The organism is Sphingomonas sp. SL1004 (genome assembly GCF_057815015.1).
This window is the reverse complement of record NZ_JBYMUX010000001.1, coordinates 2687106-2713867: the sequence shown is the minus strand read 5'-3', so window position 1 is coordinate 2713867 and position 26762 is coordinate 2687106. Positions and strand designations below refer to the sequence as shown.

At 67.3% G+C, this 26762-nt stretch carries 25 protein-coding genes; 16 read left to right on the top strand and 9 right to left on the bottom strand.

Annotated elements, in window-relative coordinates; translation table 11 throughout:
• Nucleotides 1–65: 65 nt before the first annotated feature.
• Nucleotides 66–1511: a xylulokinase gene (xylB, locus tag AC3D24_RS12225; protein WP_489030991.1), complete on the bottom strand. Its 1446-nt coding sequence runs from the start codon at nucleotides 1509–1511 to the stop codon at nucleotides 66–68.
• A gap of 89 nt (nucleotides 1512–1600) precedes the next feature.
• On the opposite strand from xylB, the gene AC3D24_RS12220 reads away from it, so the two are divergent.
• Both AC3D24_RS12220 and AC3D24_RS12215 read left to right on the top strand, forming a co-directional pair.
• On the top strand, nucleotides 1601–2923 hold the full coding sequence (locus AC3D24_RS12220) for a sugar porter family MFS transporter (RefSeq protein ID WP_489030989.1): 1323 nt from the start codon (nucleotides 1601–1603) through the stop codon (nucleotides 2921–2923).
• Nucleotides 2924–3024: 101 nt separating this feature from the next.
• Nucleotides 3025–5604 (top strand): TonB-dependent receptor, encoded by a 2580-nt coding sequence (locus tag AC3D24_RS12215; RefSeq protein ID WP_489030988.1) that lies wholly within the window; start codon nucleotides 3025–3027, stop codon nucleotides 5602–5604.
• 154 nt (nucleotides 5605–5758) lie between these two features.
• Here the strand turns inward: AC3D24_RS12215 and AC3D24_RS12210 are convergent, their stop codons facing one another.
• Nucleotides 5759–7297: an ABC transporter permease/substrate-binding protein gene (locus AC3D24_RS12210; protein WP_489030986.1), complete on the bottom strand. Its 1539-nt coding sequence runs from the start codon at nucleotides 7295–7297 to the stop codon at nucleotides 5759–5761.
• Nucleotides 7294–8052, bottom strand: a complete 759-nt coding sequence (locus AC3D24_RS12205; RefSeq protein ID WP_489030985.1) for an ATP-binding cassette domain-containing protein — start codon at nucleotides 8050–8052, stop codon at nucleotides 7294–7296. The genes AC3D24_RS12210 and AC3D24_RS12205 overlap by 4 nt, the downstream gene beginning before the upstream one ends.
• A gap of 50 nt (nucleotides 8053–8102) precedes the next feature.
• Here AC3D24_RS12205 and AC3D24_RS12200 point away from each other — a divergent pair, with 50 nt between their 5' ends.
• Nucleotides 8103–8894 (top strand): SDR family oxidoreductase, encoded by a 792-nt coding sequence (locus tag AC3D24_RS12200; protein ID WP_489030983.1) that lies wholly within the window; start codon nucleotides 8103–8105, stop codon nucleotides 8892–8894.
• 144 nt (nucleotides 8895–9038) lie between these two features.
• On the opposite strand, the gene AC3D24_RS12195 is transcribed toward AC3D24_RS12200, so the two are convergent.
• Nucleotides 9039–9335, bottom strand: coding sequence for a 4a-hydroxytetrahydrobiopterin dehydratase (locus AC3D24_RS12195; protein WP_489030981.1), 297 nt, complete (start codon nucleotides 9333–9335; stop codon nucleotides 9039–9041).
• 48 nt (nucleotides 9336–9383) lie between these two features.
• Between AC3D24_RS12195 and AC3D24_RS12190 the strand changes: the two genes are divergently transcribed.
• From AC3D24_RS12190 to AC3D24_RS12180, 3 genes are read left to right on the top strand one after another with little or no spacing between them, the layout of a single operon-like run.
• The gene (locus AC3D24_RS12190) at nucleotides 9384–9806 is read left to right on the top strand and encodes a metallopeptidase family protein (protein ID WP_489030979.1); all 423 of its coding nucleotides are present in this window, start codon (nucleotides 9384–9386) and stop codon (nucleotides 9804–9806) included.
• On the top strand, nucleotides 9803–10375 hold the full coding sequence (ccmA, locus tag AC3D24_RS12185; RefSeq protein ID WP_489030978.1) for a heme ABC exporter ATP-binding protein CcmA: 573 nt from the start codon (nucleotides 9803–9805) through the stop codon (nucleotides 10373–10375). Before AC3D24_RS12190 ends, ccmA begins: the two co-directional genes overlap by 4 nt.
• A complete protein-coding gene (locus AC3D24_RS12180) occupies nucleotides 10372–11013 on the top strand; it encodes a heme exporter protein CcmB (protein WP_489030976.1) in 642 nt (213 codons plus the stop codon). Before ccmA ends, AC3D24_RS12180 begins: the two co-directional genes overlap by 4 nt.
• A gap of 193 nt (nucleotides 11014–11206) precedes the next feature.
• On the opposite strand, the gene AC3D24_RS12175 is transcribed toward AC3D24_RS12180, so the two are convergent.
• Both AC3D24_RS12175 and AC3D24_RS12170 read right to left on the bottom strand, forming a co-directional pair.
• Entirely contained in the window at nucleotides 11207–11332 is a 126-nt protein-coding gene (locus AC3D24_RS12175) for a hypothetical protein (protein WP_423326662.1), read from the bottom strand.
• Between the two features lie 91 nt (nucleotides 11333–11423).
• Nucleotides 11424–11876, bottom strand: a complete 453-nt coding sequence (locus AC3D24_RS12170; protein WP_489030974.1) for a DUF1810 domain-containing protein — start codon at nucleotides 11874–11876, stop codon at nucleotides 11424–11426.
• 41 nt (nucleotides 11877–11917) lie between these two features.
• On the opposite strand from AC3D24_RS12170, the gene AC3D24_RS12165 reads away from it, so the two are divergent.
• Together AC3D24_RS12165 and AC3D24_RS12160 are read left to right on the top strand one after the other, a co-directional pair.
• On the top strand, nucleotides 11918–12430 hold the full coding sequence (locus tag AC3D24_RS12165; protein WP_489030973.1) for an Ivy family c-type lysozyme inhibitor: 513 nt from the start codon (nucleotides 11918–11920) through the stop codon (nucleotides 12428–12430).
• A gap of 3 nt (nucleotides 12431–12433) precedes the next feature.
• On the top strand, nucleotides 12434–13063 hold the full coding sequence (locus AC3D24_RS12160) for a YbhB/YbcL family Raf kinase inhibitor-like protein (RefSeq protein ID WP_489030971.1): 630 nt from the start codon (nucleotides 12434–12436) through the stop codon (nucleotides 13061–13063).
• 432 nt (nucleotides 13064–13495) lie between these two features.
• Here the strand turns inward: AC3D24_RS12160 and AC3D24_RS12155 are convergent, their stop codons facing one another.
• Both AC3D24_RS12155 and AC3D24_RS12150 read right to left on the bottom strand, forming a co-directional pair.
• Nucleotides 13496–14524: a GGDEF domain-containing protein gene (locus AC3D24_RS12155; RefSeq protein ID WP_489030969.1), complete on the bottom strand. Its 1029-nt coding sequence runs from the start codon at nucleotides 14522–14524 to the stop codon at nucleotides 13496–13498.
• A 148-nt stretch (nucleotides 14525–14672) separates the two neighbouring features.
• Nucleotides 14673–15209, bottom strand: a complete 537-nt coding sequence (locus tag AC3D24_RS12150) for a peroxiredoxin (RefSeq protein ID WP_489030967.1) — start codon at nucleotides 15207–15209, stop codon at nucleotides 14673–14675.
• Between the two features lie 90 nt (nucleotides 15210–15299).
• Here AC3D24_RS12150 and AC3D24_RS12145 point away from each other — a divergent pair, with 90 nt between their 5' ends.
• On the top strand, nucleotides 15300–16151 hold the full coding sequence (locus AC3D24_RS12145; protein ID WP_489030966.1) for an inositol monophosphatase family protein: 852 nt from the start codon (nucleotides 15300–15302) through the stop codon (nucleotides 16149–16151).
• A gap of 463 nt (nucleotides 16152–16614) precedes the next feature.
• Here AC3D24_RS12145 and AC3D24_RS12140 read toward each other — a convergent pair whose 3' ends face one another.
• Nucleotides 16615–18750 (bottom strand): AsmA family protein, encoded by a 2136-nt coding sequence (locus AC3D24_RS12140; RefSeq protein WP_489030964.1) that lies wholly within the window; start codon nucleotides 18748–18750, stop codon nucleotides 16615–16617.
• Nucleotides 18751–18918: 168 nt separating this feature from the next.
• Between AC3D24_RS12140 and rpmI the strand changes: the two genes are divergently transcribed.
• From rpmI to AC3D24_RS12105, 7 genes are all read left to right on the top strand, one after another.
• Nucleotides 18919–19122, top strand: coding sequence for a 50S ribosomal protein L35 (gene rpmI / locus AC3D24_RS12135; RefSeq protein ID WP_031395289.1), 204 nt, complete (start codon nucleotides 18919–18921; stop codon nucleotides 19120–19122).
• Between the two features lie 19 nt (nucleotides 19123–19141).
• Nucleotides 19142–19507, top strand: a complete 366-nt coding sequence (rplT, locus tag AC3D24_RS12130; protein WP_489030962.1) for a 50S ribosomal protein L20 — start codon at nucleotides 19142–19144, stop codon at nucleotides 19505–19507.
• A gap of 304 nt (nucleotides 19508–19811) precedes the next feature.
• Entirely contained in the window at nucleotides 19812–20141 is a 330-nt protein-coding gene (locus AC3D24_RS12125; RefSeq protein WP_056061401.1) for a GIY-YIG nuclease family protein, read from the top strand.
• 22 nt (nucleotides 20142–20163) lie between these two features.
• The gene (gene pheS / locus AC3D24_RS12120) at nucleotides 20164–21258 is read left to right on the top strand and encodes a phenylalanine--tRNA ligase subunit alpha (RefSeq protein WP_181321194.1); all 1095 of its coding nucleotides are present in this window, start codon (nucleotides 20164–20166) and stop codon (nucleotides 21256–21258) included.
• A complete protein-coding gene (gene pheT / locus AC3D24_RS12115; RefSeq protein WP_489030960.1) occupies nucleotides 21255–23753 on the top strand; it encodes a phenylalanine--tRNA ligase subunit beta in 2499 nt (832 codons plus the stop codon). Before pheS ends, pheT begins: the two co-directional genes overlap by 4 nt.
• Nucleotides 23754–23936: 183 nt before the next feature.
• Nucleotides 23937–24821, top strand: coding sequence for an aldose 1-epimerase family protein (locus tag AC3D24_RS12110; protein WP_489030959.1), 885 nt, complete (start codon nucleotides 23937–23939; stop codon nucleotides 24819–24821).
• Nucleotides 24822–25113: 292 nt separating this feature from the next.
• Nucleotides 25114–26682, top strand: coding sequence for a peptide chain release factor 3 (locus tag AC3D24_RS12105; protein WP_489030957.1), 1569 nt, complete (start codon nucleotides 25114–25116; stop codon nucleotides 26680–26682).
• Nucleotides 26683–26762: the final 80 nt, after the last annotated feature.

Genomic DNA, 26762 nt, shown 5'->3' with positions numbered 1-26762 from the left:
GCAAGAGTTAATGCGGTTTCAAAGACTGGAATCGGGTGTAGTCGGCACCGGATCGGGGCAATCCGTCACGCCCATAGCGGGGCGACCGCGGTGTACAATGCGCGGAACCGGCCTTGTCCTTCCGCCAGACGATCGGCCATCGCCGGTTCCGGTTCGACCGTCGCGACCACGGGCGGTGCGGTACAGATGTTGGCGACGTCGCCGTCTCCCGCCGCGATCCTGCCGAGGCGAGCCGCACCCAGCGCAGGGCCGACATCGCCGCCCTCGCGCCATTCGAGCGGGCGGCCCAGCGCGGCGGCGATGATCCGGCCCCAGAACGGCGAGCGTGATCCGCCGCCCGCCATCGTCAGCGCGCCGACCTCCGCCCCCGCCGCCAACAGCGCATCGAGCCCGTCGCGCAATCCCATCGCGACGCCCTCCAGCACGGCCAGTGCCAGATCCGCCGGCTTGGTGTCGGACGTCATCCCGAAGAACGCCGCCTGCGCGCGTGGGTTGGCATGCGGTGTCCGCTCGCCCGCGAGATAGGGCAGGAACAGCACCGGCGAACGCCGGTCCGCGGCCTCGGCCAGCGCCAGCAACGCCGGTACGTCGGTGAGCCCCAATTGCCTCGCCGCCCAGTCGAGACAGGCGGCGGCGCTCAGCATCACCGACATCTGGTGCCACCGGTCCGGGATCGCATGCGCGAACGCGTGCGCCGCGGCCTGTGGGTTCGGGCGGAAACGGTCGGTAACGACGAAGATCACGCCGGACGTTCCCAGCGACAGGAACGCGTCGCCTGGCTTGACGACGCCGAGCCCGACCGCGCCCGCCGCATTGTCCCCGCCGCCGCCCGCGACGATCACCCGGTCCATGCCCCAGGCCTCGGCGACGTCCGCCCGCAACGGCGCGGTCGCATCGGTCCCCTCGCACAGCCGCGGCATCATGCCTTCGTCCATGTCGCACGCCGCAAGTATCTCGGGCGACCAGCGACGCTGCGCGACGTCGAGCCACAAGGTCCCGCTCGCATCCGACATGTCGCTCCATGTCTCGCCGGTCATCATCAGTCGCAGATAATCCTTCGGCAGCAGGACGCTGTGCATCTGCGCGAAAATCTCGGATTCGTTTTCCTTCACCCACAACAGTTTCGGCGCGGTGAACCCCGCCAGCACGGGATTGCCGGTGATATTCGACGTCCGCGGTTCGCGTTCCAGCAATGTCGTGCACTGCGCCTGCGACCGCCCGTCGTTCCAGAGGATCGCCGGCCGCAGAACCCGGTTCGCCTCGTCGAGCAACACCGCGCCGTGCATCTGCCCCGCCAGCCCGATCCCGCGCACCTGGCGACGCTTGCCCGCGTCGAGTTTCAGCACCGCCGCTCCGGTCGCCTGCCACCAGTCGGCTGGATCCTGTTCCGACCACAAAGGCTGCGGCCGCGATACCGTCAGCGGCGCGGTCGCCTGATCCGCCACCTGTCCGCGATCGGCGAGCAGCACCGCCTTCACCCCGGACGTGCCGATGTCGATCCCCAGATACATGCGCGTTCCTTCCGTCGGGGTTGCGGTGACCCGCCAAAACATTGAAACGTAGAGGCCATGAACAAGGCTCCCTCCGGACATCGCCGCGCATGAGCGCCCCATCGCAGACCGCACGGCCGCACACCGTCCTGATCGCCAGCGTTGCCACCGCTGCGCTCGCCGGGCTGCTGTTCGGCTTCGACACCGCGGTGATTGCCGGTGTCACCGGCGCGCTGAAGACCAGGTTCGCGCTCAGCGATGCGTGGCTCGGCTTCACCGTCTCGTCGGCGCTATGGGGTACGCTGATCGGCGCGCTGTTCGTCGGTTCGCTCGGCGATCGCTACGGCAGTCGCAACGTCCTGCGCATGCTCGCCTTCCTCTACGTCGTGACCGCGCTCGGGTGTGCGCTCGCGTGGAACTGGCACAGTTTCATCGGTTTCCGCTTCATCAACGGGATTGCGATCGGCGGCTCGTCGGTGCTCGCACCCGCGTATATCGCCGAACTCGCACCGCCCGCACAGCGCGGGAAAATGGTCGGCGGGTTCCAGTTCGCGGTCATCTCCGGCATCCTGCTCGCCTATGTCTCGAATGCGATCATCGGCGCGCTCGATCTCGGCGATGTCGAGTGGCGGTGGAAGCTCGGGATCGTCGCGCTGCCGTCGCTGGTCTTCTTCGCGCTGCTGTTCCGCATCCCCAATTCGCCGCGTTGGCTGCTCGCCAAGGGTCGCGATGCGGAGGCGAAGGACGTGCTGGCGATGGTCGGCATGAGCCCGGATATCGCACGCCGCGAACTCGACGAACCCAAGGGCGACGCCGCGCTCTCCTGGGCGCGTCACCGCAAGCCGATCACGCTCGCCTTCCTGGTCGCGATGTTCAACCAGTTCAGTGGCATCAACGCGTTCCTCTATTACCTCAACGACATCTTCAAGGCGTCGGGCGGCAGCCTCTCGCCGGACTTGCAGGCGGTGATGATCGGTGTCGCCAACATGGTGTTCACGCTGCTCGGCATGCTGCTGATCGATCGGATCGGCCGTCGCACGCTGTTGCTCTGGGGCTCGGCCGGCATGGCCGCCGCGCTCACCGTCGGCGGGTTCGCGCTGCTCGGCGTGCTGCCAAGCTGGCTACTGCTGCCGTCGCTGATCGTCTTCATCATGTTCTTTGCCCCCGGCTCGGGCGCGGTGATCTGGGTGTATATCTCGGAAGTGTTCCCGCAGAACGTCCGCGCGCGCGGCTCCAGCATCGGCTCGTCGAGCCACTGGGGCTGGAACGCGGTGATCGCACAGATCTTCCCGATCGCTGCGGCATGGTCGGCGGGCGTCCCGTTCCTGTTCTTCGCCGCGATGATGGCGGTGCAGTTCGTGACGGTGTTCTTCTACTTCCCCGAGACCAAGGGCGTGCCGCTCGAAAAGATGGACGCGCATATGTCGAGATGAAGCGGGTTGCGGTAGTTTCGATACCGAACCGGCACAATCCTGCGACAATTCCCCGCTAGTCGCATGCTCGATCGACGGTCGATCATCGGGGTGGAACGGGTATGCGTAAATTGGGTCTGGTTCTGGCGGTGAGCATGCCCGCGATGGCGGCTGCACAACAGGCTCCCGCGTCGACGGCCACGCAGGCGGCGCAAGCGACGGAGCAGGAGGAGCCTGCCGAGTCCGAGGACATCGTCGTCACCGGATCGCGCAAGCTGCCGGGCTCGGTGGTCGGCGACATCCCGCCCGACCAGACCTTGGGGCAGGCCGAAATCCGCTCCTACGGCGTCAGCTCGATCTCCGACCTGCTGACCGAACTCAGCCCGCAGACGACCAGCGGACGCGGCAGCGGCGGCGCGCCGGTCGTGCTGCTCAACGGTCGCCGCATCTCCAGCTTCTCCGAGATCCGCGACATCCCAACCGAGGCGATCCAGCGGGTCGAGATCCTGCCCGAGGAAGTCGCGCTCAAATACGGCTATCGCGCCGACCAGAAAGTCGTGAACTTCGTCCTGCGCCGCCGCTTCCGCGCGGTGACCGCCGAAGCGACCGACAAGATGCCGACCGAGGGCGGCAGCAACACGCCGCAGGGCGAGCTCGACATGCTCAACATTGCCCGGGACCGTCGCCTCAACCTGCACGTCGAATACACCTCGACCTCGGGACTGACCGAGGCTGAGCGCGATATCACGCCCACGACCACCACGGCGGTCGGCGCGAACGGCACCGCGATCGATCCGACGCCATTCCGCAGCCTCCAGGCCGCGACCAGCACCTTCACGGCCAACAGCGTCTATGCGCGCAACATCTTCGGCAACGTCGGCGCGACCATCAACGGGCGCCTCGAATCGACCGACAGCCGCAGCCTCAACGGCCTGCCGGTCGCTGCGCTGACGCTGGCCGACGGCACGGTCGTCAACCGCGCGCTCGACGACGACGGCTTCCTCCCGCTCGCACAGCGCGTGTCGTCGATCGCCGCGCACCTCGGCACCACGCTCAACGGCGATGTCGGGACGTGGCGCTGGAACGTCACCGGCAATTACGACCGCAGCGATACGCAGACCTTCACCGAAACCGGCGTCGACGCGACCGCGTTCAACGCCAGGCTCGCGGCCGGCGATCCGACCGCCAGCCCGTTCAATCGCCTCACTGCCAGCGACATCGGCGCTGCGCCCGGCAACCGGGCTTATGCCAGCCAGAGCACGGGCGGGGTCGATGCGGTCGTCAACGGCAACTTGTTCAACCTGCCCGCGGGCGCGATCTCGACGACGATCAAGCTTGGCGCCGAAACCGCGGATTTCAACAGCCGCTCGTACCGCGCGGGGCTCGATCAGACCGGACAGGTGTCGCGCGACACGGTCAATGGCCAGCTCAACGTCGATCTCCCGCTCACCAGCCGGTCGAAGGACGTGCTGCCGTTCCTCGGCACGCTGTCGGCGAACTTCAACATCGCCGAGGATCATCTGTCGGATTTCGGCACGCTGACCACGCTCGGCTACGGCGCGAACTGGTCGCCGATCGAGGGCGTGCGGGTGATTGCCTCGGTCACCGACACCGACGAGGCGCCGACCGCGCAACAGCTCGGCAACCCGTCGATCACCACGCCGAACGTCCGCATCTTCGATTATGTGCGCGGCACCACCGCGACCGTCACGACGATCAGCGGCGGCAACGCCGGGCTCGTCGCGGACAACAACCACGTGAAGAAGGTCGGGCTGACGCTGAAGCCGTGGACCGCCAAGGACCTGTCGATCACCGCGAACTACGTCGAGAGCCAGGTCGACAACCCGATCGCGGCGTTCCCGTCGGCGACCGCTGCGATCGAGGCGGCGTTCCCCGATCGCTTCGTCCGCGATGCGGGCGGCAATCTGCTGCAGGTCGACCGCCGCCCGATCAACTTCGCCAGCAGCGAGCGATCCGAACTGCGCTGGGGCATCAATTTCTCCGCGCCGCTCAAATCGAAGGTCCAGAAGGAGCTGGAGGCCTACCGTGCCGGCACCGGGCCCAACCCGTTCGAGGGGTTGCGACCACCCGGCGGCTTCCGGCCTCCGGAGGGAGCAGGCGGCGATGGCGCGCGTGGTGGTCCGGGCGGTGGCGGGCCTGGTGGTGGAGGCGGACGCGGTCCCGGCGGCTTTGGCGGGCGCGGCGGACAGGCCGGGGGGCGCGTTCAGTTCGCGGTCTATCACACCTGGCACTTCACCGACCGGGTGCTGGTCGCGAACGGCGGCCCGAGCCTGAACCTGCTGAAGGGCGATGCGATCGGCAGCAGCGGCGGCCAGTCGCGGCACGAGCTCGAGGCGCAGGCCGGCTACACCAACAACGGTATCGGCGCGCGCGTGTCGGCCAATTACGCGACCGGCACGCGCGTCAACGGCGGCACGCTGGCGGCACCCGAGACGCTCAACTTCGGTGGTCTCGCGACCGCGAACGCCCGCCTGTTCGCCGATCTCGGCCAGCGCCTCGAATGGGTGAAGGCGCACCCGTGGCTGCGCGGCATGCGCGTCAGCCTGTCGGTCGACAATGTCCTCAACACCCGCCAGCGCGTGACTGACGCGACCGGGGCGACGCCCAATAACTACCAGCCGGATTATCTCGACCCGCTAGGCCGCACGGTAAGACTCAGCATCCGCAAACTGTTCTTCTGACCCGAAACCCTCTCCCCTCCGGGGAGAGGGAGGGGCCCGCGCGCTCTTGCGGGTGGGAGGGTGAGGGGCGTGAGGCTCGGGACACTTCCGACAACAGCCCCTCACCCTCCCGTCGCAAGTGCTCCTCCTTCCCTCTCCCCGGAGGGGCGAGGGATTACAGCCCAACCTTCCCCGCCAGCCACCGCGCCGCGGCCTCGGGCGTCTGCTTGTCCGCATCCCGGTCCACCCGATAATTCGCAGCCCGCATCGCCTCGACCGGGATCCGCCCGACCAGCGGCTTCAGCGCACCCACGAACTTCGTGTCGCCAGCCCGCTTCGGCGCCACCATCAATATCGCGTCATACCCGGGAATAGCCCGCCGCGGATCGCTCAGCACCGCCAGCCCATCCGCCGCGATCCGCCCGTCCGACGAGAATGCCGAGATCACGTCGACATTCCCGCTCTCCAGCGCCCGGTACATGAACGTCGGGCTGTACGGCGTGGTCTTGGCGAACCGCAGCGGATAGGCGCGCTTGACCGCCGCCCATTCGGGCCGCTCGAGAAACTCCAGGTCGCTGCCGAGCGTCATGCCGGGTGCGGCCTTCACCAGATCGTCTAGGCTGGAAATACCCTTCGCCTTGGCGTCCGCCCCCTTTATCGCGAACGCATAGGCATTCTCGAACCCGAGCGATCCGATCAGCCCGACATCGTGCTCGCGCTTCGCCCAATCCCGGATCGCCGCGACCATCGCACCATGCTCGGGTACGTCTGATCGCTTCATCTCGTTCGCCCAGATCGTGCCGGCATAATCGACATACACGTCGATATCCCCGCCCGAGAGCGCCCCAAACACCACCGCCGAACCCAGCCCGTCGCGGTACTCGACGGTGTAGCCCGCGCGCTCCAGCCGATCGCCGATCAGCCGTGCAAGGATATATTGCTCGGAGAAGTTCTTCGCGCCGACCACCACCGTCCGGTCGCCGCCGCTCTTCGGCCAGAGCGGGAGCGTCGCGATCGCTGTCCCGGCTACCAGCACGACGGCGCAAGCGATCCACAACCACCGCCGCCGCGCGCGGATGCCGTATTCGATCCCGCCGATCAGCGCGTCGACCGCCAGTGCCAGCGCGGCGGCGGACACGCAGCCGGCCAGCACCAGCGCCCAGTTCTGCGTCTGCAACCCTGCGAAGATCATGTCGCCGAGGCTTGGCTGGCCAACCGTCGTCGACAGCGTCGCCGCGCCGATCGTCCAAACCGCCGCGGTCCGGATGCCCGCGATCAGCACGGGTGCGACCAGGGGTGCCTCGACCAGCCGCAGCTTCTGTGCTGTCGTCATCCCGACCGCATCCGCCGCCTGGATCACCGCCGGATCGATCCCGTGCAGCCCTGCCACCGCATTCCGGATGATCGGCAGCAACGCATACAGCGTCAGCGCGATCAGCGACGGCAGGAAGCCGAGCGCGGGGATCCCCCCGCCGACCAGCGCGGAGAGACTGAGCAACAGCGGATAGAACAGCGCGAGCAGCGCGAGGCTTGGGATCGTCTGCACGAGGCTGGCGAACCCGAGCGAGACGCGTGCGACATTGGCGTTGCGCGCGGACCAGATCCCTAGCGGCAAGCTGATCGCGATTCCCAGCAGCAGCGCCGACGCCGACAGCAGGACATGCGCGGCGAGCAGCGGCGGCACGCGGGCGAGTGCGTCGAGGAACGCGCTCATGCGAGGGCTCGCAAGCGTTCGGCCTGCGCGCGCGGCACCTGGACCAGCGCCTGCGCCTCGTCGCCACCCTTGCCCGCGACAAGTTCGGCCGGCGTCGCATCGGCGACAATGCGCCCCGCCTTCATCACCAAAACGCGGTCGGCGAGCAGCAATGCCTCCGCCATGTCGTGCGTCACCAGGATCGTCGTCAGCCCGAGCCGATCGTGCAACTCGCGGATCCGCGTCCCCAGCGCATCGCGCGTCACCGGATCGAGCGCACCGAACGCCTCGTCCAGCAACAACAGCTTCGCGCCCGGCGCGAGCGCGCGGGCAATGCCGACGCGCTGGCGCTGGCCGCCCGAGAGCGCGTCGGGCATCCGCCCGGCGATGTCGCGCGGCAGGTCGACGAGGTCGAGCAGTTCGCCGACCTTCGCCTCGTCGGAGCGCCCGGCGATGCGCAATCCGATCGCGATGTTCTCGGCGATCGTCATGTGCGGGAACAGGCCGATATTCTGGAACACGTAACCGATCCGCCGGCGCAGTTCGGGCGCGGGCTCGGCGGCGACGTCCGCGCCATCGATCGTCACGCGGCCCTCGCTCGGCTCGACCAGCCGGTTGATCGTCTTGAGCAGCGTCGACTTGCCCGACCCCGAGGTTCCGACCAGCGCGACGAACGCGCCGCGGGCAATGTCGAGCGACACGGCGTCGACCGCGATCGTCGACCCGTATCGCTTGGTGACGCGTTCGAAAGCGAGCGCTGGAATTTGATCTGGCATCTGCGTGCAGGATGCGGGAAACATACCGCAAAATCAAATGGGAGAGGGCGATGAGCCAACAGAGCATTTTCATTACCGGCGGCGGATCCGGTATCGGCCGCGCCACCGCGGTCCTGTTCGCGCGGAAAGGCTGGCGGGTCGGCCTCGCCGACGTCAACGCCGCCGGCCTGACCGAGACCGCGGTGCTGCTCCCCGCCGGCATGGCGACCACCTACCAGATGGATGTGCGCGACCGCGATGCGTGGGTGACCTGCCTCGATGCGTTCGTCGCGACCACCGGCGGGCGGCTCGACGTGCTGTTCAACAATGCCGGCATCGGCTCGGGTGGGCCACTCGCGGAGACCGACTTCGCCGAGATCGACCGGGTGATCGCGATCAACCTGGTCGGCGCCTTGAACGGTGCGCGGATCGGCCATGCGTATCTCAAGCGCACGCCGGGATCCTGCCTGCTCAACACCGCGTCGGCGTCGGCGATCTACGGTTCGTCGGGCCTAGCGCCCTATTCCGCGACCAAGTTCGGCGTCCGCGCGATCACCGAGGCGCTCGACGGCGAATGGGCGGCGGATGGCATCAAGGTGCGCTCGATCGTCCCGAGCTTCATCGACACGCCGCTGCTGGATTCCGCCGCGGGGAAAACCAACCATTCGATCCGCGAGACGGTGACCGGGGCAGGGTTGGAGCTGACCGGCGTCGACAAGGTCGCGGAGGCGGCATGGGAGGCGGTGCACGGCGACAAGGTCCACACCTATGTCGGCAAGACCGCGCACCGCATGGCCTTCGCCGCCAGATGGATGCCGGGCGCGCTACGCAAACGCATGCGCCGCAGCATGACACGGGGGTGACTCTTACTGGTCCTCCCCCGCAAGGGGGAGGTGGCGCCGAAGGTGACGGAGGGGGAGGACACGCAACAGCGGTTATTCCTTACCTCCCCCTCCGTCTGGCAAGAGCCAGCCGCCTCCCCCTTGCGGGGGAGGATCGAGAGAAGCTCAGGCGTCGCCGACGATCGCGTCGATCGCTTCGGCCATTTCGATATCGCGTGGAGAAAGGCCACCCGCGTCATGCGTGGTCAGCAAGATCTCGACCCGGTTCCAGACGTTCTTCCACTCCGGATGATGGTTCGCGCGCTCGGCGATCAGCGCGACCTGGGTCATGAAGCCGAACGCCTCGACGAAATCGGCGAACACGATCGTCCGCGTGATCGCATCGCGTCCATCGTCGTAATCCCACTCGTCCAGCCCATCGAGCGCCTCGGCCCGCTCGGTCTCGTTCAGCGCTTCGATCATTCGCGTTTCCCTTGCCGCTATCCTCGGGCAACGACTATGGCTGGCGGCATGAGCGAGCAAGCATCATTGCGTGGAGAAGCCCCGGACGCCGACACGATCGAGGCGATCTGCCGCGCGACGATCGTCAGGCTGCCCGCGCAGTTCGCAGCGCATCTCGGTGACATCGTCTTCGCGGTCGAGGACTATGCCGACGACGAGACGCTCGCCGCACTCGGCCTGGAGCACCCGCTCGACCTGTCGGGCCTGTATCACGGTCGTCCGCTCGGCGAAAAATCGTCGATGGACTCCGGCGCGATGCCCGATCGCATCGTCCTCTATCGCCGCGCGATCCTGGAGGAATGGATCGAGACCGGCGTTCGCCTCGACGACCTCGTCGCGCATGTCACGATCCACGAGATCGGCCATCATTTCGGCCTCAGCGACGACGACATGCACGCGCTGGAAGATGCCGCAGAAGACTCGGCCACGTGAGTCTCTCGTTCCGCGACGTCGCGTGCGTACGGGGCGGAAAGCTGGTGTTCTCGAGCGTGTCGTTCGATCTCGGCCCCGGTGACGCGGCGGTCGTCACCGGCCCCAACGGCATCGGCAAGTCGAGCCTGATCCGCATCGCCGCCGGTCTGCTTGGCGCTTTCGAAGGCATGGTTACCGGCGATGCGGCCAAGGCGTTGCTGACCGAAGCCAGCGCACTCGACACCGACCGGACGCTCGTCGCGGCGCTCCATTTCTGGGCGACGCTCGACCACGCACCCGATCCTCAAGCCCGCGTTACGCGCGCGCTCAACGCCCTCGACCTGACGGCGTTGGCCGAGATCCCCGTCCGTCTGCTCTCCACCGGGCAGCGCCGCCGCGCCGCGATCGCGCGCGTCGCCGCCAGCGAAGCGCCGGTCTGGCTGCTCGACGAACCCGCCAACGGGCTCGACAGGGTCTCCGTCGCACGCCTCGAAACCCTGATCGCACGGCATCGCGCGACCGGCGGCATCGCACTGGTCGCCACGCATCTTCCGCTCGCGATGCCGGGCGCGCAGGAGATCGCCCTGTGATCGCACTCATCCGCCGCGACCTCCGCCGCAGCGTGTCGAGTGGCGGCGCCACATTGGTCGTCGCGTTCTTCCTGCTGGTCGCGACGCTGTTCCCGTTCGCGATCGGGCCCGATGCAGCCCTGCTCGCGCGGATCGGCGGCGGCGTGATCTGGACCGCGGCGCTGTTGGCGGCGTTGCTCCCGGTCGAACGCCTGATCGGCCCGGATCTCGAGGCGGGCGTGTTCGACCAGTTCGCGGTGCGTGGCCTGTCGATGACCGCGGTCGCGGCGGCCAAGACGATCGCGCACTGGCTCGGCTTCGGCCCGCCGCTGATGCTCGCCGCGGTGATCGCCGCCGGCCTGCTCAACCTGTCGGGCGAGACGCTGCTGCGAGTCGAGATCGGCCTGCTGATCGGCACGCCGGGCCTGGCCGCGCTCGCCGTCGTCACCAGCGCGCTGGTTGCGGGCGTCCGTGGTGGCGGCGCGGTGACGGGGCTGGTGATGCTGCCACTCGCCGTGCCGCTGCTGATCTTCGGCGCAGGCTCGCTCGATCCTGCGAGCGGGGCGGGCGCGATCAAGCTCCTCGCGGCCGTCAGCCTCGTCCTGATCGCCGGCGCACCCTTCGTAGCTGCCGCCGCCATCCGCGCGGCATTGGACTAAGCCTTACCGCAATCCTCGCCCGCAAGGGGGAGGTGGCTGGCACTTGCCAGACGGAGGGGAGGCCGGCGACAACCGCTGTCGCGTATCCGCCCCCTTCGTCGCTTCGCGCCACCTCCCCCTGGCGGGGGAGAGTCGTTCCACTTGGTCGTTGGAAGGTTGAGGGTAACGTCGCTCGCGTACGCCCTTACGCCGCTTAGTTGAGCGTCGTCATTTCCACGGCCTTGCCTTTGGTCGTCGGGTTCGACGCATTGGCCTTGGGTGCCTTTTCGGCCTTGGGCTTGCGGACTTCCTTGCTCGATTTCTTCTGGCTCTTGGCCATGACGACACCTCATGGGGCGGAAGGCCCCGCGGCATCGTACACCCTTGCGAGCGCGAGTGCGCCTCTTATCGCATCAGGCGTGCGCCTCCTATCACAGCAATCGGAGCGTCGCCTCGTCCGGCATCCCGCCGAAGAACCGCTCAAGCGCCGCACGGAACGGCGTCGGATCGGTCGCGACCGCCGCGAACAGCGTCATCGACGACCGCAACTTCACCGCGTCGATTCCACCCATGATCGCCTCGGCGGATTCGCGCGCGCCTGTCACTGCCGCCGTCGCCTCGATCAGCCGCGCGCCCAGCACCGGATGCGCGAGATAGGCCCGCGCCTCGTCCGCGCCGGCAATCGCATAGGTCCGCGCCATCGTGCTCTGCCCAAGCCCGGCGATCTGCGGGAACACGAACCACATCCAGTGGCTGCGTTTCGCCCCGGCACGCAACTCGGCCAAAGCCTGCGGATACACGCCGTCCTGCGCGGCGACGAAGCGGTCGAGATCATGCGTCATGCCCTGCAGATGGTCACCCCGCACCGTCGCCGCAACTGTCATGCCCGCCGATGCGTTGCACCCGTAACGAACGAGGATTTGCCATGAAGATCATGATCACGGCTGCGCTTCTCGCCGCACCTTTGTTGCTCGGCGCGTGCGCGAAGAAGGACGATCCCACCAACACCGCGGCGGCGAGCGGCTTTACGCCGCCCGAGACGCGCGCGCCAACGCCGATCCCCGGCCAGGCCCAGACCACGCCGATCACGGCCTATGTCGGCAAATACCCGCACGACGCGGTCGACGGCGTCGATTTCTACGATCGCACCGATGTCGCCACCGGCCTCGTCAACGCGGTCGGCGACGCGAAGCTGCGCGAGACGATCCGCGGTCGCTCGGGGCCGGCGACGCCGATCTTCACGGTCGGCAACCGCATTGCTGCCTGGGGCTGCGAGGAGCATAATTGCGGCGATCACAACTGGGCGGTGCTCGTCGACCCCAAGCGCGGCAAGACCGAAGTCTGTCATCACGACGCCGCGACGATGGGCAATCGCAGCGACTGGTATGCCGGTGCCGCGCCCGTGCGTCGCTACGCGGCCTGTCCCTCGGAGGCTTGATTCATGCTCGAACATATCCCCGCCTGGCTCGGCAATGCGATGAGCGGCCTGCGCGCTGGTGCGGACAAGCTCGCCATCGTCCAGCTCGGCCGGAATTTCGAGACGCTCGACCTCACCAGCCCGGCATTCGCGCATGAGGCCCGGCTGCCGCCGCGGTTCACGGCCGATGCAGAGGGCGATGGCGCAGGCGTCTCGCCGCCACTCGTCTGGAGCACGCCGCCAGCCGGCACCGAGCGTATGGTGCTGATCGTCGAGGATCCCGACGCACCGGCGCCGCAACCCCTGGTGCACGCGATCGTCTGGGGTCTCGAAGCGGATTCGGGTCGTCTGGCGGAAGGTGCGATCGCTGCTGACGGTGAGGGCGATGCGTCAGGCCGTGACGTTGGCCGTAATTCGTACCTCCGCGAAGGCTGGCTGCCGCCCGATCCACCCAGCGGGCACGGCGAGCATCGCTACGCGTTCCAGCTGTTCGCGGTCGGCGCGGGGGCAGGGGATCCCGGCGATACGCCCGGGCGCTCGGCCGTGATCGAGGCCATCACCGGGCACGTGCTGGCGGCGGGGCTGTTGATCGGCACATATTCGCGGGAAGAGGATGCACCGGTCGGGCCGGTGGGGATGGGTGCGCCGGCATAGGCCGGCGCCCAGATCGTTGGTCGAGTACCCCGGTCTTCAGGCGAGTACGGCGCCGGTATGTGTCACGATCAGCAGGACCGTGGTCGAGAAGGCGGCGAGGCCGATGAGGATGCTGCGGTTCATGATGAAACTCCTGTACCGGAGGGATCAGGCGATCGGGATGATCGGGGTTGCAGCGCTGACGGCGATGGCAGCGAAGAAGAGCGCGCCGACGAACGAGAGAGCGATGCGCTGAGCGGTTTCGAAACGAAGCGACATGGGATTTTCCTTCGATGTTCGGGCTGCCGGACCATCCAGCCTCCCATGTCGAATGAATTGCATACCCCGTGCCAGTTTCTTACGTTGCTGAAATTGCTGGGTTTCCTGTTCAGCCCGCGCGCGAATTGGGAAAACGCACCATGTTCCCACAGCAATTCACGCCAATCTCCGGGATCAGCCGGCACAGACCCGATCGCGGCCTTGTTCCTTGGCGGTATATAACAGCCGGTCGGCCCGCTCGAACGCGGTTTCCGCCGGTTCGTCGGACCGGATCGCGGTGATTCCGGCTGAAAACGTGATCATGCCCAGCGCCGTATCGGTCTCGCGGTTGCGGTAGCGCTTGCCCGCGACCGTCGCGCGCACCGAATCGAGCAGTTCGGCCGCATCGGCGAGATCGACGCCGCTCAGCAGCACCGCGAACTCCTCGCCACCGTGCCGCACGACGAGGTGCGGCGCGCATTCGGAGGCCATCGCCTGACCGATCGCGGTCAGCACCCGGTCGCCGACGCCGTGGCCGTGCAGGTCGTTGACGTGCTTGAACCGATCGATGTCGCATACCGCCAGACAATAGGGCCCGCCCTGGGGATCGCGCTCGGCAAACGCCTCCTCGAACGCGCGGCGGTTGGGCAGGCCGGTCAGCACGTCGCGGCGCGCGGTATCGCGCGCCTCGGCAAGCTTGGCGCGCAACGCGTCGGTCTCCGCGGTGGCCTCCGCCAGCCGGACCTCGCTGTCGCGGATTCGCGCGATCATCGAACTCGTGATCCGGGTGATCTCGTCGATCTCCGCCATCTGCGTGATCGCCTTCGCGCTCTTGGCCAGATCCTGCCCGAAGCCGCGCGTCTCGTCCTGCATCGTTCGCATGATGCGCGCGAACCCATCGACCTGTTGCTGGGTCTCGAGCACCAGCGCGATCGCGGTGCGCGCCTCGCTATGTCTCGCGGCGTCGTTCGGCGTATCGGGGGTCGTCGCGTCGCGGCGCGTCCGCACCAGGGGCGGGCCATCGACCACGCGCCCGCCGAGTCGTTCGATGTCGTTCCGCGTCAGGCGCACGCCGTGCTCGGTCAATCGTGCCACCGCATCGGCGAGCGGCCCGCCCGGCGCCGACAGCACGGCGAACGCAAACGCATAGTGCGCCGGGTCCGGGCTCAGCCGCTGCTCGTCGAGAAAGCTGCCGATTCGCTCGAACAGGGTGTCGTCCGGCATTGTATCGCTCGTTGGCTTCGCTGCCAGCGCGTCCCGCATGTTACCCTCCGCGTCCCAACACCGCGATAGACCCGAAAGGGTTAGGATAGCGTCACCGAACCGGCAATGATTTGCCGGTTCGGAAGTTTCCTCCAGCGTTCCGGGCGGCTTACTTGCCCGTCAGCTTCTGGACGGCGGCCAGCGTCGTCGCGACGTGCGCCTCGGGGTTCATCTCGTCATGGACGAAGGCGATGCGGCCGTCCTTGGCGATGACGTAGCTGGTACGCTTGGTGACGTCGCGACCCGAGATCTGCTTGCCGAGCGCGACGTCATAGCCCTTGACGACGGTCGGCCCGGCGCTGGCGACCGCGAACTTGCCTGCGCATTTCTCCGCCGAGAACTTGCTGAGCGTCTCGACATTGTCCGCCGACATGCCGATCACCGTCGCGCCTGCCTTGGTGAACGCCGGAATCGCCTCGGCGAACGCATGCGCCTCGGCGTTGCAGCCACCGGTATAGGCCGCCGGGAAGAAGTAGAGCACGACCGGGCCCTTCTTCAGCTGCTCGGCGAGGTGGACGGTGAACACCTTGCCGGCGATGGCGCCGCGCGTCGTGAAGTCGGGAGCCCGGGCGCCGGGCGCGAGCGCCGCGAATGCGGGCGTTGCCGCGAGAAGGGCGGCGGCGGCGAGAGTCGAGACGAGGCGCATGGACGATACTCCGGTTGGATTGCAACGACCTACGCTCGACCGAGCGATCCGTCCATTGCCCGTGACGTCCCGGCTCGATAGGCTGGATCAATGCCAGTAACCCAAGCCGATATCGACCTCGCGCACCGCCTCGCGGATGCTGCGGGCCACGTCATCCGACCCTATTTCCGCCATGAGCACGGCGTCGAGATCAAGGACGACCAATCCCCCGTCACCCGCGCCGACCGCGAGGCCGAGACCGCAATGCGCCGCCTGCTCGACGCCGAACGCTCGGGCGACGGCATCGTCGGCGAGGAGTTTGGCGAGAAAGCGGGCGTCACCAACCGGAAGTGGGTGCTCGATCCGATCGACGGCACGCGCAGCTTCACGGTGGGACGCGCGATCTTCGGCACGCTGATCGCGCTGGTCGAGGATGGCTGGCCGGTGCTCGGCATCATCGACCAGCCCGTTCAGCGCGAGCGCTGGGTGGGAGTCGCCGGCCGTCCGACCACCCTCAACGGCGTACCGGTCCGGACGCGCGCCTGCCGCGAACTCGCCGGCGCGACGATCGCCACCACCAGCCCGCACCTCTTCGACAAGGTCGACGTACAGCCTTACCTGGCGCTGGTCGCGGCGATCTCGGGTGGCAACCCGCGGCAGGGCCCGGTCTATGGCGGCGACTGCTATAATTACGGCCTGCTCGCGAGCGGCCATCTCGACGTGGTCTGCGAATCCGGCCTCAAGCTCTACGACTTCGCGGCGCTGGTACCGGTGGTCGAGGGGGCAGGGGGCATGATGTGCGACTGGAGCGGCGATCCGCTGACGGCGGCAAGCGAAGGCCATGTGCTGGCGATCGGCGATCCCGCACGGATGGACGACGTGCTGGAGGCGATGCACCGGTTGCAGGGTGGCCACGGTGATGACGACCACGATCATGGCGACGGCCACGGCCACAAGCACTAATAGTCGTCCAGCCAAACCGGCTGCACCGCAGAGGACAACGGCCCCAGCGCCATTCTCTCCAATCCGTCATCCCGGCGGACGCCGGGATGACGGGGCGGATGGGGTTGGGGAGGGGGCATGGTCGAAAGCGCCGTTCTCCAGCCGGGGCAGAAGCTACGCCTTTCCGCTAGCGGACCAACGGCTCCCCCGTCCGTCACCCAAGCCCCGTCCGTCACCCGAGCCCTGTCCGTCACCCGAGCCCCGCCCGTCGCTCCCGCCCCGTCCGTCACCCCAGCGAACGCTGGGGTCTCCAAATTGGGTGTCGCCCCAGCGGAACGAGCTCCCAGCTTCCGCTGGGATGACGAGGATGGTGTGGGATGGCGAATCCCGCCGGCCTGACGAATCCCGCCGGCCTGACGAATCCCGCCGGCCTGACGAATCCCGCCGGCAGGACGAACCCCGCTGGCATGACGCGGACGCGCTCTCAGAAGATCCCCAGGAACTTCTTCCGCTGCCCCTTCTTCTCCGCGGCGGTCGTCTTCCCGTCCTCGGCCTTGGCGGTCGTCCCGTGGCCCACGTCGTCGCGCGGCTGGCCCTTCGTCGTTCGCTGCGCCGCCGCGGTTGCCCCCGCCAGAACCGGTCCGCAGGCGGTCGACTTCGCATCGCCGACATCGACGAACGCCAGGATCCCCGCGACCGGCGTCGCCACCAACGCCAGTCCAAGGCCGCTGCCGACGCGCGCGAGGAGGTCCTTCGAGATCACCTGTAGCTGCGGCGCGGCGAACATCCCGCCGACGCCGACTGGCGACTGCCCCGCGAACAGGCTGAACTTCTTCGAATCCGCGCGGAAGGCGAGATCCACCGCTTCGTTGCGGAAGCTGAACCCGCCGCGTCCGACGATCACGTTCTTGCGCGTGTCGATGATGATCGGGTCCGCCGCCGCGACGCCGCCGCGAACGGTGAAGCCGATCAGCCCGCAATTGACCTGCACCGGCTCCTTCAGCTTTCCCTGGAACATCCGCTGCGCAAACGTGCCGATATCGAGCTCGGCGAGCTGGATATTACGCACCGAAAGCGCGCCCGACGGCATCACGAATGCGATCCGGCCTTGCGACGACGCCAATGATTCATGCACCGAATCGCCGCGCCCCTTCAGTTCGATGCGACCCTTGATCGTTCCAGTCGTGCCCGCCTCGGCAAGCCCATAGCCCTTGAGCAACCGCCCGAGAGGGGTCGCGGCGAGCCGGATATCGTAGGATACCGCGCTCGGCCGCGCCCGCGTGTCGAAGATGACGTCCGAGGATACGTTGCCGCGCGCCATCGAAAAGGTCAGTGGCGACAAGGCCAGCCGCCCGCGCTCCAGATCGAGCGTCAGGTCGACGTTGGAGATCGGCAGGTTGCGCGACTTGACCGTACCGATCGCCCATTTCAGGTCGGCATCGAACAGCTTCATCGTCTCGATCGGCAGCTTGCCGTTGGGCAGCAGGCGCTGTGGTGCGGCGCCCGTCGCGGCAGCGGCCGCCACCGCGCCGCGCGTTTCGACGATGTCGGGATTGAAGCCGATGAACGGCGCCGCATCGATGATGTCGAGGCTCTTGGTCGTCAGCACCGAGTCGAGATGGATGCGCTCGCCGTTGAGAATCGTCAGCTTGCCCGCGAGATCGGTCCGACCCGCAAAGCCACGCAGATGCGTGAAGGCGTATTCGTCGCCCTGCTTGATCAGCTGCGCGCGCAGTTTGTAGGTCCGCGTGTTCGGGATCGCGACGTCGATCACGCCGAGCAGCGTCGACAGGTTGGCGCCGCGCGCGGTCACAGCAAGCGGCACGTTCTCAACATCGGCGATGCTCGGCAGCGTGCCCGCGACGTCGATCACGTTGCCCGCCGCCCGCATCCGCGCGACCAGCTTGTTCTGCCCGCGGTTGGCGGTCGCATCCGGTGACAGGAGTTGCGCAGTCACGGTGAACGGCGTCTCGCGCAGCCGGCCCTTGCCGGTCAGCCCGACCGCGCGGCCGATCGTCGCGTCGACCGAGCGGATGTCGGCGACCTTGAGGTCCGCCAGCACGCGCATCCGCGGATCGAGATAGCGCACCGTCGTGCCGGTCACCGTGGCGACGTCGATTCGCGGGAATTCGAGCGGCTTGCCGCCCTTCTTCTCGCTGAACGTCCAGGTGTTGGCCGAGTGCGCCGCATTCCACTCCAGATCGACCGCGCCGTTGACGAGATCGAGCCAGTATAGCCGCCGCTTGCCGAACAGCAGCGACAGCGGTGCGATCCGCGTGTCGAGCTTGTCCGCCTGGAACAGGTTCGGCTTGCTCGCCCAATCTGGGTTCGAGAGCGTGAAGTTCTCCGCGTACAGCTTGATGCGGAACGGCGCGAAATACAGCTGGAAGTCGCCGCGCACGGTCAGCGTCCGGTGGGTAAGCGAGCCAACGACGCGCTCGAACGGGTGCTTCAGGAAGCGCCCCTTGGTGATGTACAGCACCAGCCAGATCGCGACGATGACCGCGACGATCCCGAGCAGGATGTTGCGCAGTATCCGCCGTTTGCGACGTTTTTGCGCGTCGACAGGCGCGGGTGCCGGGGAGGGGGTGTCGATCGGCGGCGTCGGGCTGGCGTCCATGCAAGCCCTATCGCATGGCGGGCGCGGCAGTTCCACAGCGGTTGATATTCCTAATTAATGCGGGTATCGGCCCCGCTTCCTCGAAGGGAACGCGTTCGACGAATCGCCCGGCCAGTGTGGGCTGCCGCGGCGATTTCAGCGTCCTCCTTCGTAACCGAAAGGATAAAAATGCCCAAGCTGAAGACCAAGAGCGGCGTCAAGAAACGCTTCAAGCTCACCGCCACCGGCCTGCTCAAGCACGGCGTCGCCGGCAAGCGTCACCGTCTGGCGCATCACAACGGCAAGTACATCCGTCAGAACCGCGGCACCAAGCTGCTGTCGAAGGCCGATACCGCAGCGGTTAAGGCCTGGGCGCCTTACGGCCTGCGTTGAGCTGAGAAGGAATTAGACAATGGCACGCGTAAAACGGGGTGTTACCACCCGCGCCAAGCACAAGCGTATTTTTGTTCAGGCGAAGGGCTATTATGGCCGTCGCAAGAACACCATCCGCATCGCCCGTCAGGCCGTCGAGAAGGCCGGACAGTACGCATATCGCGACCGCAAGGTTAAGAAGCGCACGTTCCGTGGCCTCTGGATCCAGCGCATTAACGCTGGCGTCCGCGCCGAGGGTCTGACCTATTCGCAGTTCATGCACGGCGTGAAGCTGGCAGGGATCGAACTCGACCGGAAGGTCTTGGCCGACATCGCCATGCACGAAGGCGCTGCATTCAGCGCCATCGTCGCCCAGGTGAAGGCGGCGCTCCCTCAGGCCGCGTAATCCGCGACTGAGGTGAGTTTCGGGAGGGCGTCGGTGGGAGACCACCGGCGCCCTTTCTGCGTTCTGGCGGGGGGGCGCTGGAAGGAACGCGTAGTTTCTCAGGCTCAAGCTTCGATACCGATCCCCAACTATGATCACCCCTCGCCCCTCCTCCGTCATCCCGGCGAACGCCGGGACCCATGGTTAAGGCGGACCCGGCGAAAGCGTGCTACCAACAACCGGCCCGCTACCGTGGGTCCCGGCGTCCGCCGGGATGACGGAGCTCTAGAAATGAGCGATCGAGCGGTGATCAGGGGAGCACGAAATGCGCGAAACCTTCCAGCCGTGCGTCTACATCCTCCACTCCCGCCGCCACGGCACGCTCTACATCGGCGTCACCTCAAACTTGCTCGCAAGGCTGGTTCAGCACCGAGAGGGGTTGATCCCCGGCTTCACTCGCCGGTACGGCATCAAGCGTCTCGCCTATTACGAGATGTTCGACACGATGGAGGCCGCGATCGTACGTGAGAAACGGCTGAAGGAGTGGCGAAGAGCGTGGAAGATCGAGCTGATCGAAGCGCGCAACGAGAATTGGGACGATCTGGGTATCGGCCTCGGGCTTCCCCGCCTAACCGAACCCGCCCTGGGAGTATGACGTGACGCAAGACCTGAACCAGATGCGCGACCACATGCTGACGGCGATCGCCGCCGCATCCGGGCTCGACGCGCTCGACGCGTGCCGGGTCGAGGCGCTCGGCAAGCAGGGCACGATCACCGCGCTGCTGAAGACGCTCGGCAAGATGACGCCGGACGAACGCCTCGTCCAAGGCCCGCTGATCCAGGGGCTGCGTGAGGCAGTGGCCAACGGCATCGCCGAGCGGAAAGCCACGCTCGAACGCGCCGCGCTTGACGCGCGTCTCGCCAGCGAAACGCTCGACATGACGCTCCCCGCGGACGCCACGCCCGCCGGCACGATCCACCCCGTCAGCCAGGTCATGGACGAACTCGCCGAGATCTTCGCCGACTTGGGCTTCGCGGTCGCGACCGGTCCCGAGATCGAGACCGACTGGCATAATTTCACCGCGCTCAACATCCCCGAGACGCATCCCGCGCGGGCGATGCACGATACCTTTTATCTCCAGCAGGGGATCGACGCGAAGGCCGCCGGCACCGCCGACGAAAAGACGACCTTCTCGCTGCTCCGCACGCACACGTCGCCGGTCCAGATCCGCACGATGTTGAGCCAAAAGCCGCCGATCCGCATCATCGCCCCCGGCCGCACCTACCGCTCGGACTCCGACGCGACGCACACGCCGATGTTCCACCAGGTCGAGGGCCTCGTGATCGACAAGGGCATCACGCTCGGCCATTTGAAGTGGACGCTCGAAACCTTCGTGAAGGCGTTCTTCGAGCGCGACGACATCGTGCTCCGCCTGCGCCCCAGCTACTTCCCGTTCACCGAGCCGTCGGTCGAGATCGACGTCGGCTACACGCTCGTGAAGGGCAAGCGCGTCGTCGGCGGCGCCGAGCCCGATGGCTGGCTCGAGATCCTCGGCTCGGGCATGGTCCACCGCAAGGTGATCGAGGCCTGCGGGCTCGACCCCGACGAATGGCAGGGCTTCGCGTTCGGCTGCGGCATCGACCGGCTGGCGATGCTCAAATACGGCATGGACGACCTACGCCCGTTCTTCGACGGCGATATCCGCTGGCTCAAGCATTACGGCTTCTCGAGCCTCGACGTCCCCACCTTGTCCGGCGGAGTCGGCGCATGAAGTTCACGCTCAGCTGGCTCAAGCAGCACCTCGAAACCACCGCCACGCTCGACCAGATCGTCGAAGCGCTGACCCGCATCGGCCTTGAGGTCGAAGGCGTCGAGAACCCCGGCGAGAAGCTCGCCGCGTTCAAGATCGCCAAGGTGCTCAGCGCAGAACGCCATCCGCAAGCCGACAAGCTCCAGATCCTGTCGGTCGATGCCGGTAACGGTCCGCTCCAAGTCGTCTGCGGCGCCCCCAACGCACGCGCCGGCTTGGTCGGCGTGTTCGGCGCACCCGGCGCCTACGTCCCCGGTCTCGACGTGACGCTCAAGCTCGCCAGCATCCGCGGCGTCGAATCCAACGGCATGATGTGCTCGACGCGTGAGCTGGAACTCGGCGAGGATCACGACGGCATCATCGAACTGCCCGCGGATGCCCCGATCGGCACCGCGTACCCCGACTATGCCGGCCTTACCGACCCGGTCATCGACGTCGCGATCACGCCCAACCGCCAGGACTGCATGGGCGTCCGCGGCATCGCGCGAGACCTCGCCGCCGCCGGCCTCGGCACACTCACGCCGCTGGTCATCCCCACCCCCTCCGTCATCCCGGCGGACGCCGGGACCCAAGGTTCGGCAAACGCAACCGGTGAGGCGGACTCCCGCCCCCACGGAAATGACAAACCAGGGACGGGGAACGGACCCGACGTCGCAACGCTGGACCCAGAAGGCTGCCCCGCCTTCTTCGCCCAGACCGTAACCGGCGTGACCAACGGCGAGTCCCCCGAATGGATGCGCCGCAGCCTGCTCGCGATCGGCCAGAAGCCGATCTCCGCGCTCGTCGACATCACCAACTACCTGATGATCGACCTCGGCCGCCCGCTCCACGTCTACGACCGCGCCAAACTCACCGGCGGCCTCGTCGCGCGCAAGGCAAAGGACGGCGAACAGGTCGTAGCCCTCAACGGCAAGACCTACACGCTCGACGCGACCATGACCGTCATCGCCGACGACACCGCCGTGCACGACATCGGCGGCATCATGGGCGGCGAGCATTCGGGCGTCTCGGCGGACACCACCGACGTCCTGATCGAATGCGCCTATTTCGATCCCGACCACATCGCCCGCACCGGCCAGAAGCTGACCCTTACCTCCGACGCGCGCAGCCGCTTCGAACGCGGCGTCGACCCGGCGTTCCTCGAAGACGGCCTGGCCATCGCCACTGCGCTGGTCCTCCACATCTGCGGCGGTACGGCGAGCGACGTCACCCGGTCGGGTGAGCCCCCGCTCGAACCCCGCGTCGTGCACTACGACCCCCGCCTCAGCGCAGACCTCGGCGGCCTCCACGTCGCCCCCGAACGCCAGGCGCGGACATTGTTGTCGCTCGGCTTCACGATCGGCGCGATCAAGTCCGCCGATGCGTTCAGCGACGCGCTGTTCTCGACGATCGAGGGCAAATGGCCGGTCACGATCCCGACTTGGCGCCGCGACGTCGACGGCCCTGCCGATCTCGTCGAGGAAGTCGTCCGCATCGAGGGCATCGACAACATCCCCTCGACGCCGCTCCCCCGCATACCCGGCGTCGCCAAGCCGACCGCCACGCCCGAGCAGAAGCTCGAACGCCGCGCACGTCGCGCCGCTGCAGCGCGAGGGCTCGACGAGGCGGTAACGTGGAGCTTCCTGTCCGAAGCCGAAGCCGCGCCCTTCGGCGGCGGCGCATGGACGCTCGCCAACCCGATCAGCGAAGACCTGAAGGTCATGCGTCCCTCGATGCTCCCCGGCCTGCTCGCCGCGACCGGCCGCAATCTCAAGCGCGGGGCACAGAGTGTCCGCCTGTTCGAGATCGGCCGTCGCTACCTCGCCGATGCCGAGCGCGCGACCCTTGGCGTGGTGCTGGCCGGCGACCGCCGCCCCCGCGGCTGGCGCGACGGCAAGGCCGCCAGCTTCGACGCATATGACGCGAAGGCCGAAGCTCTGGCGCTGCTCGCAGCGTCGGGTGCCCCGGTCGAAAACCTGCAAGTGATGGGTGAAGCCGGCGACGCATGGCACCCCGGCCAGTCCGGCACGCTCCGCCTTGGCCCCAAGACGGTGCTGGCAAGCTTCGGCATGCTCCATCCGTCGGTGCTGAAGGCGTTCGACCTCGACGGCGCGGTCGCCGCGGTAGAACTCTACCTTGACGCGATCCCGCCTAAGCGCGCCACCGGTTTCACGCGCCCGGCCTACACGCCGCCGGCGCTGCAAGCCGTCCGCCGCGACTTCGCCTTCCTCGTGCCAGCGGCGCTCGCCACCGACACGCTGGTCCGTGCGGTAAAGGGGGCGGACAAGGTCGCGATCGTCTCGGCCCGCGTGTTCGACGTGTTCACCGGGGCAGGGGTCGAGGACGGCCACAAGTCGGTCGCAGTCGAGATCGTCCTGCAACCGACCGCCAAGAGCTTCACCGACGAAGAGATCAAGGCGATCGCCGACAAGGTGGTCGCGGCCGCCGCCAAGCAGGGCGCGAGCTTGAGAGGATAACGCTCCCCCCAAACACCACCCCGGCGAAGGCCGGGGCCCAAGTGGCGAGGCCACTGTAACGGGGCGATGCGCGCAGTTGGCGACGTTTCCCACTTGGGCCCCGGCCTCCGCCGGGGTGGTGGTGCGGGTGGAGACCTGAGCCTTATCGAGCCTCGCGCGTTCGACCCCGACGGAAGGAACTCCATGACCGACCTGATCACGATCGCCAACGACCACCTCACGGCCCAGATCAACCCGCTCGGCGCTGAACTCACGTCGCTCGTCGACGCCAAGGGCCGCGAGTTGATGACCAACGCCGACCCGGCCTATTGGACCGGGCACGCGCCGATTCTCTTCCCGGTGGTCGGCCGCCCCTACCGCGACACGATTCGCGTCGACGGCACCCAATACCCGATGAAGCAGCACGGATTCGCCCGCCGCCTGCCATTCGAGATCATCGCCACCAGCCCAGACGGCGTCACCTTCCGCTTGACCGACAGCGAAGAAACGCACGCGCACTACCCGTTTGCCTTTGCGTTGGAGATCGCCTTCCAGCTCACCGGCGCGACGCTGTCGATAGAGGTCGCGGTCCGCAACACCGGCGATGTCGTTCTCCCAGCCAGCTTCGGTTTCCACCCCGCCTTCGCTTGGCCGCTCCCGTATGGCCAGCCTCGCGCCGACCACCGCATCGTTTTCTCCGCGGACGAGCCCGACGCGCTGCGGACAATCGCCGACGACGGCACGATCGCCGAGGGCGAGCGTCCGTCGCCGTTGGAAGGCCGCACGCTGGCATTGCGCGACGCGCTGTTCGAAAAGGACGCGCTGGTCTGGGATAGCGTGCACTCCGACTCGGTCACCTACGGCGCGCCGGACGGCCCGCAGCTCCGGATCGACTTCCCCGACACGCCGAAACTCGGCATCTGGACCAAGCCCGGCGCAGCCTATGTCTGCGTCGAGCCTTGGCACGGCATCGCCGACCCTGAAGGCTATACCGGCGACTATCGCGCCAAACCCGGCGTGTTCGAGGTGGCCGCGGGTGACACGAAGAGCATCACCATGAGCGTGACGCTGGTGCCCGCCGCCGTTTGAACCAAACGTATCGGATTCGGCGATCCTCCCCCGCAAGGGGAGGTGGCTGGCTCTTGCCAGACGGAGGGGGAGGTAAGGGTTACATCTGCTTCGTGTCCTCCCCCTCCGACGCTTCGCGCCACCTCCCCCTGGCGGGGGAGGATTTAATTTTGCGACTCTATCCGAACGTGGTGCTGTGAAGGACGTCCCTCTGTCCTCCACGTCCCGCATCTGCCAATAGCGGCGCCATGACCGCCGCTGACCCGGCTCACCCATCTTCCCGAGCCAAGACTCGGCGCACCGGACCCACGCCATGACCCAATTTCCCCGCCGCACCTTCGCGATCATCTCGCACCCGGATGCCGGCAAGACCACGCTGACCGAGAAGCTCCTCTATTTCGGCGGTGCGATCCATCTCGCCGGCGAAGTGAAGGCGCGCGGCCAGACGCGGCGCGCCCGCTCCGACTGGATGAAGATCGAGCAGCAGCGCGGGATCTCGGTCACCTCGTCGGTGATGACGTTCGAGCGCCAGGGGATCACGTTCAACCTGCTCGACACCCCAGGCCACGAAGACTTCTCGGAGGACACCTACCGCACGCTCACCGCGGTCGATTCGGCGGTGATGGTAATCGACGCCGCGAAAGGCATCGAGCCGCAGACGCGGAAGCTGTTCGAGGTGTGTCGGCTGCGCAACGTGCCGATCATCACTTTCGTCAACAAGGTCGACCGCGAGGGCCGCGATCCGTTCTCGCTGCTCGACGAGGTGGCGGAGATGCTCCAGCTCGACGTCTGCCCGATGAGCTGGCCGGTCGGCATGGGCGGCGAGTTCGAGGGCGTCTACGACCTCTACGCCAACACGCTGAGCCGCCCCGAAGGCGACAGCCGCGAATTCATGGGCAAGGCGATCCCGTTCGTCGGCATCGACGATCCCGAACTCGCCAAGATTCTTAGCCCCGAAGCGATGGTCCGCCTGAACGACGAGGCCGAACTCGCACAGGGCGGCTATTCGAGCTTCGACCCCGACGCGTATCGCGCGGGCAATCTGACGCCGGTCTATTTCGGCTCGGCGCTGAAGGACTTCGGCGTCGCCGAACTGATCGCCGCGCTCGCCGACTACGCCCCGCCACCGCGCGCGCAGCCCGCCGAACCGGCGCCCGTATCCCCGGATGAGCCCGAAGTCACCGGCTTCGTGTTCAAGGTGCAGGCCAACATGGACCCCAACCACCGCGACCGCATCGCGTTCATGCGGCTGTGCTCGGGCGTGTTCAAGCGCGGCATGAAGCTCACCCCGACCGGCCACGGCAAACCGATCGCGGTGCACTCGCCCATCCTGTTCTTCGCCCAGAACCGCGAACTGGCGGACGAGGCATTCCCCGGCGACATCATCGGCATCCCCAACCACGGCACGCTCCGGGTCGGCGATACGCTGAGCGAAAAGGCCGCGATCCGCTTCACCGGCCTGCCGAACTTCGCGCCCGAGATCCTGCGCCGCGTCGTGCTCAAGGACTTCACCAAGACCAAGCAGTTGCGCAAGGCGCTCGACGACATGGCCGAGGAGGGGGTCACGCAGGTGTTCTACCCCGACATCGGCTCGAACTGGATCATTGGCGTGGTGGGCCAGCTTCAGCTCGAAGTGCTGCTGTCGCGCCTCGACGCGGAGTACAAGGTCGCGGCGGGGCTGGAGCCTGCGCCCTACGAGACCGCGCGCTGGATTTCGGCGGAAGACCCGCTGGAGTTGAAGACGTTCGCCGAGATCAATCGCGGCGCGATGGCAAAGGATCGCGATGGCAACCCGGTGTTTCTCGCGAAAAGCGCGTGGGAAGTGAACTACATCGCCGAGCGCTATGCGAAGATCCGCTTCGCCGCGACCCGCGAGCGGTAAGCCTCTCGTCATGCCGGGCTCGTTCCGGCATCCACGGTTCGGCACAATCGAGAGGCGTGAGTGCGCGGGACGGTGGATCC

What these genes read in the sequence shown, in the direction of transcription:
- xylB (WP_489030991.1), bottom strand. Translation starts at nt 1,511, where the DNA reads ATGTATCTGGGGATCGACATCGGCACGTCCGGGGTGAAGGCGGTGCTG.
- AC3D24_RS12220 (WP_489030989.1), top strand. Translation starts at nt 1,601, where the DNA reads ATGAGCGCCCCATCGCAGACCGCACGGCCGCACACCGTCCTGATCGCC.
- AC3D24_RS12215 (WP_489030988.1), top strand. Translation starts at nt 3,025, where the DNA reads ATGCGTAAATTGGGTCTGGTTCTGGCGGTGAGCATGCCCGCGATGGCG.
- AC3D24_RS12210 (WP_489030986.1), bottom strand. Translation starts at nt 7,297, where the DNA reads ATGAGCGCGTTCCTCGACGCACTCGCCCGCGTGCCGCCGCTGCTCGCC.
- AC3D24_RS12205 (WP_489030985.1), bottom strand. Translation starts at nt 8,052, where the DNA reads ATGCCAGATCAAATTCCAGCGCTCGCTTTCGAACGCGTCACCAAGCGA.
- AC3D24_RS12200 (WP_489030983.1), top strand. Translation starts at nt 8,103, where the DNA reads ATGAGCCAACAGAGCATTTTCATTACCGGCGGCGGATCCGGTATCGGC.
- AC3D24_RS12195 (WP_489030981.1), bottom strand. Translation starts at nt 9,335, where the DNA reads ATGATCGAAGCGCTGAACGAGACCGAGCGGGCCGAGGCGCTCGATGGG.
- AC3D24_RS12190 (WP_489030979.1), top strand. Translation starts at nt 9,384, where the DNA reads ATGAGCGAGCAAGCATCATTGCGTGGAGAAGCCCCGGACGCCGACACG.
- AC3D24_RS12175 (WP_423326662.1), bottom strand. Translation starts at nt 11,332, where the DNA reads ATGGCCAAGAGCCAGAAGAAATCGAGCAAGGAAGTCCGCAAGCCCAAG.
- AC3D24_RS12170 (WP_489030974.1), bottom strand. Translation starts at nt 11,876, where the DNA reads ATGACAGTTGCGGCGACGGTGCGGGGTGACCATCTGCAGGGCATGACG.
- AC3D24_RS12165 (WP_489030973.1), top strand. Translation starts at nt 11,918, where the DNA reads ATGAAGATCATGATCACGGCTGCGCTTCTCGCCGCACCTTTGTTGCTC.
- AC3D24_RS12160 (WP_489030971.1), top strand. Translation starts at nt 12,434, where the DNA reads ATGCTCGAACATATCCCCGCCTGGCTCGGCAATGCGATGAGCGGCCTG.
- AC3D24_RS12155 (WP_489030969.1), bottom strand. Translation starts at nt 14,524, where the DNA reads ATGCCGGACGACACCCTGTTCGAGCGAATCGGCAGCTTTCTCGACGAG.
- AC3D24_RS12150 (WP_489030967.1), bottom strand. Translation starts at nt 15,209, where the DNA reads ATGCGCCTCGTCTCGACTCTCGCCGCCGCCGCCCTTCTCGCGGCAACG.
- AC3D24_RS12145 (WP_489030966.1), top strand. Translation starts at nt 15,300, where the DNA reads ATGCCAGTAACCCAAGCCGATATCGACCTCGCGCACCGCCTCGCGGAT.
- AC3D24_RS12140 (WP_489030964.1), bottom strand. Translation starts at nt 18,750, where the DNA reads ATGGACGCCAGCCCGACGCCGCCGATCGACACCCCCTCCCCGGCACCC.
- rpmI (WP_031395289.1), top strand. Translation starts at nt 18,919, where the DNA reads ATGCCCAAGCTGAAGACCAAGAGCGGCGTCAAGAAACGCTTCAAGCTC.
- rplT (WP_489030962.1), top strand. Translation starts at nt 19,142, where the DNA reads ATGGCACGCGTAAAACGGGGTGTTACCACCCGCGCCAAGCACAAGCGT.
- AC3D24_RS12125 (WP_056061401.1), top strand. Translation starts at nt 19,812, where the DNA reads ATGCGCGAAACCTTCCAGCCGTGCGTCTACATCCTCCACTCCCGCCGC.
- pheS (WP_181321194.1), top strand. Translation starts at nt 20,164, where the DNA reads ATGCGCGACCACATGCTGACGGCGATCGCCGCCGCATCCGGGCTCGAC.
- pheT (WP_489030960.1), top strand. Translation starts at nt 21,255, where the DNA reads ATGAAGTTCACGCTCAGCTGGCTCAAGCAGCACCTCGAAACCACCGCC.
- AC3D24_RS12110 (WP_489030959.1), top strand. Translation starts at nt 23,937, where the DNA reads ATGACCGACCTGATCACGATCGCCAACGACCACCTCACGGCCCAGATC.
- AC3D24_RS12105 (WP_489030957.1), top strand. Translation starts at nt 25,114, where the DNA reads ATGACCCAATTTCCCCGCCGCACCTTCGCGATCATCTCGCACCCGGAT.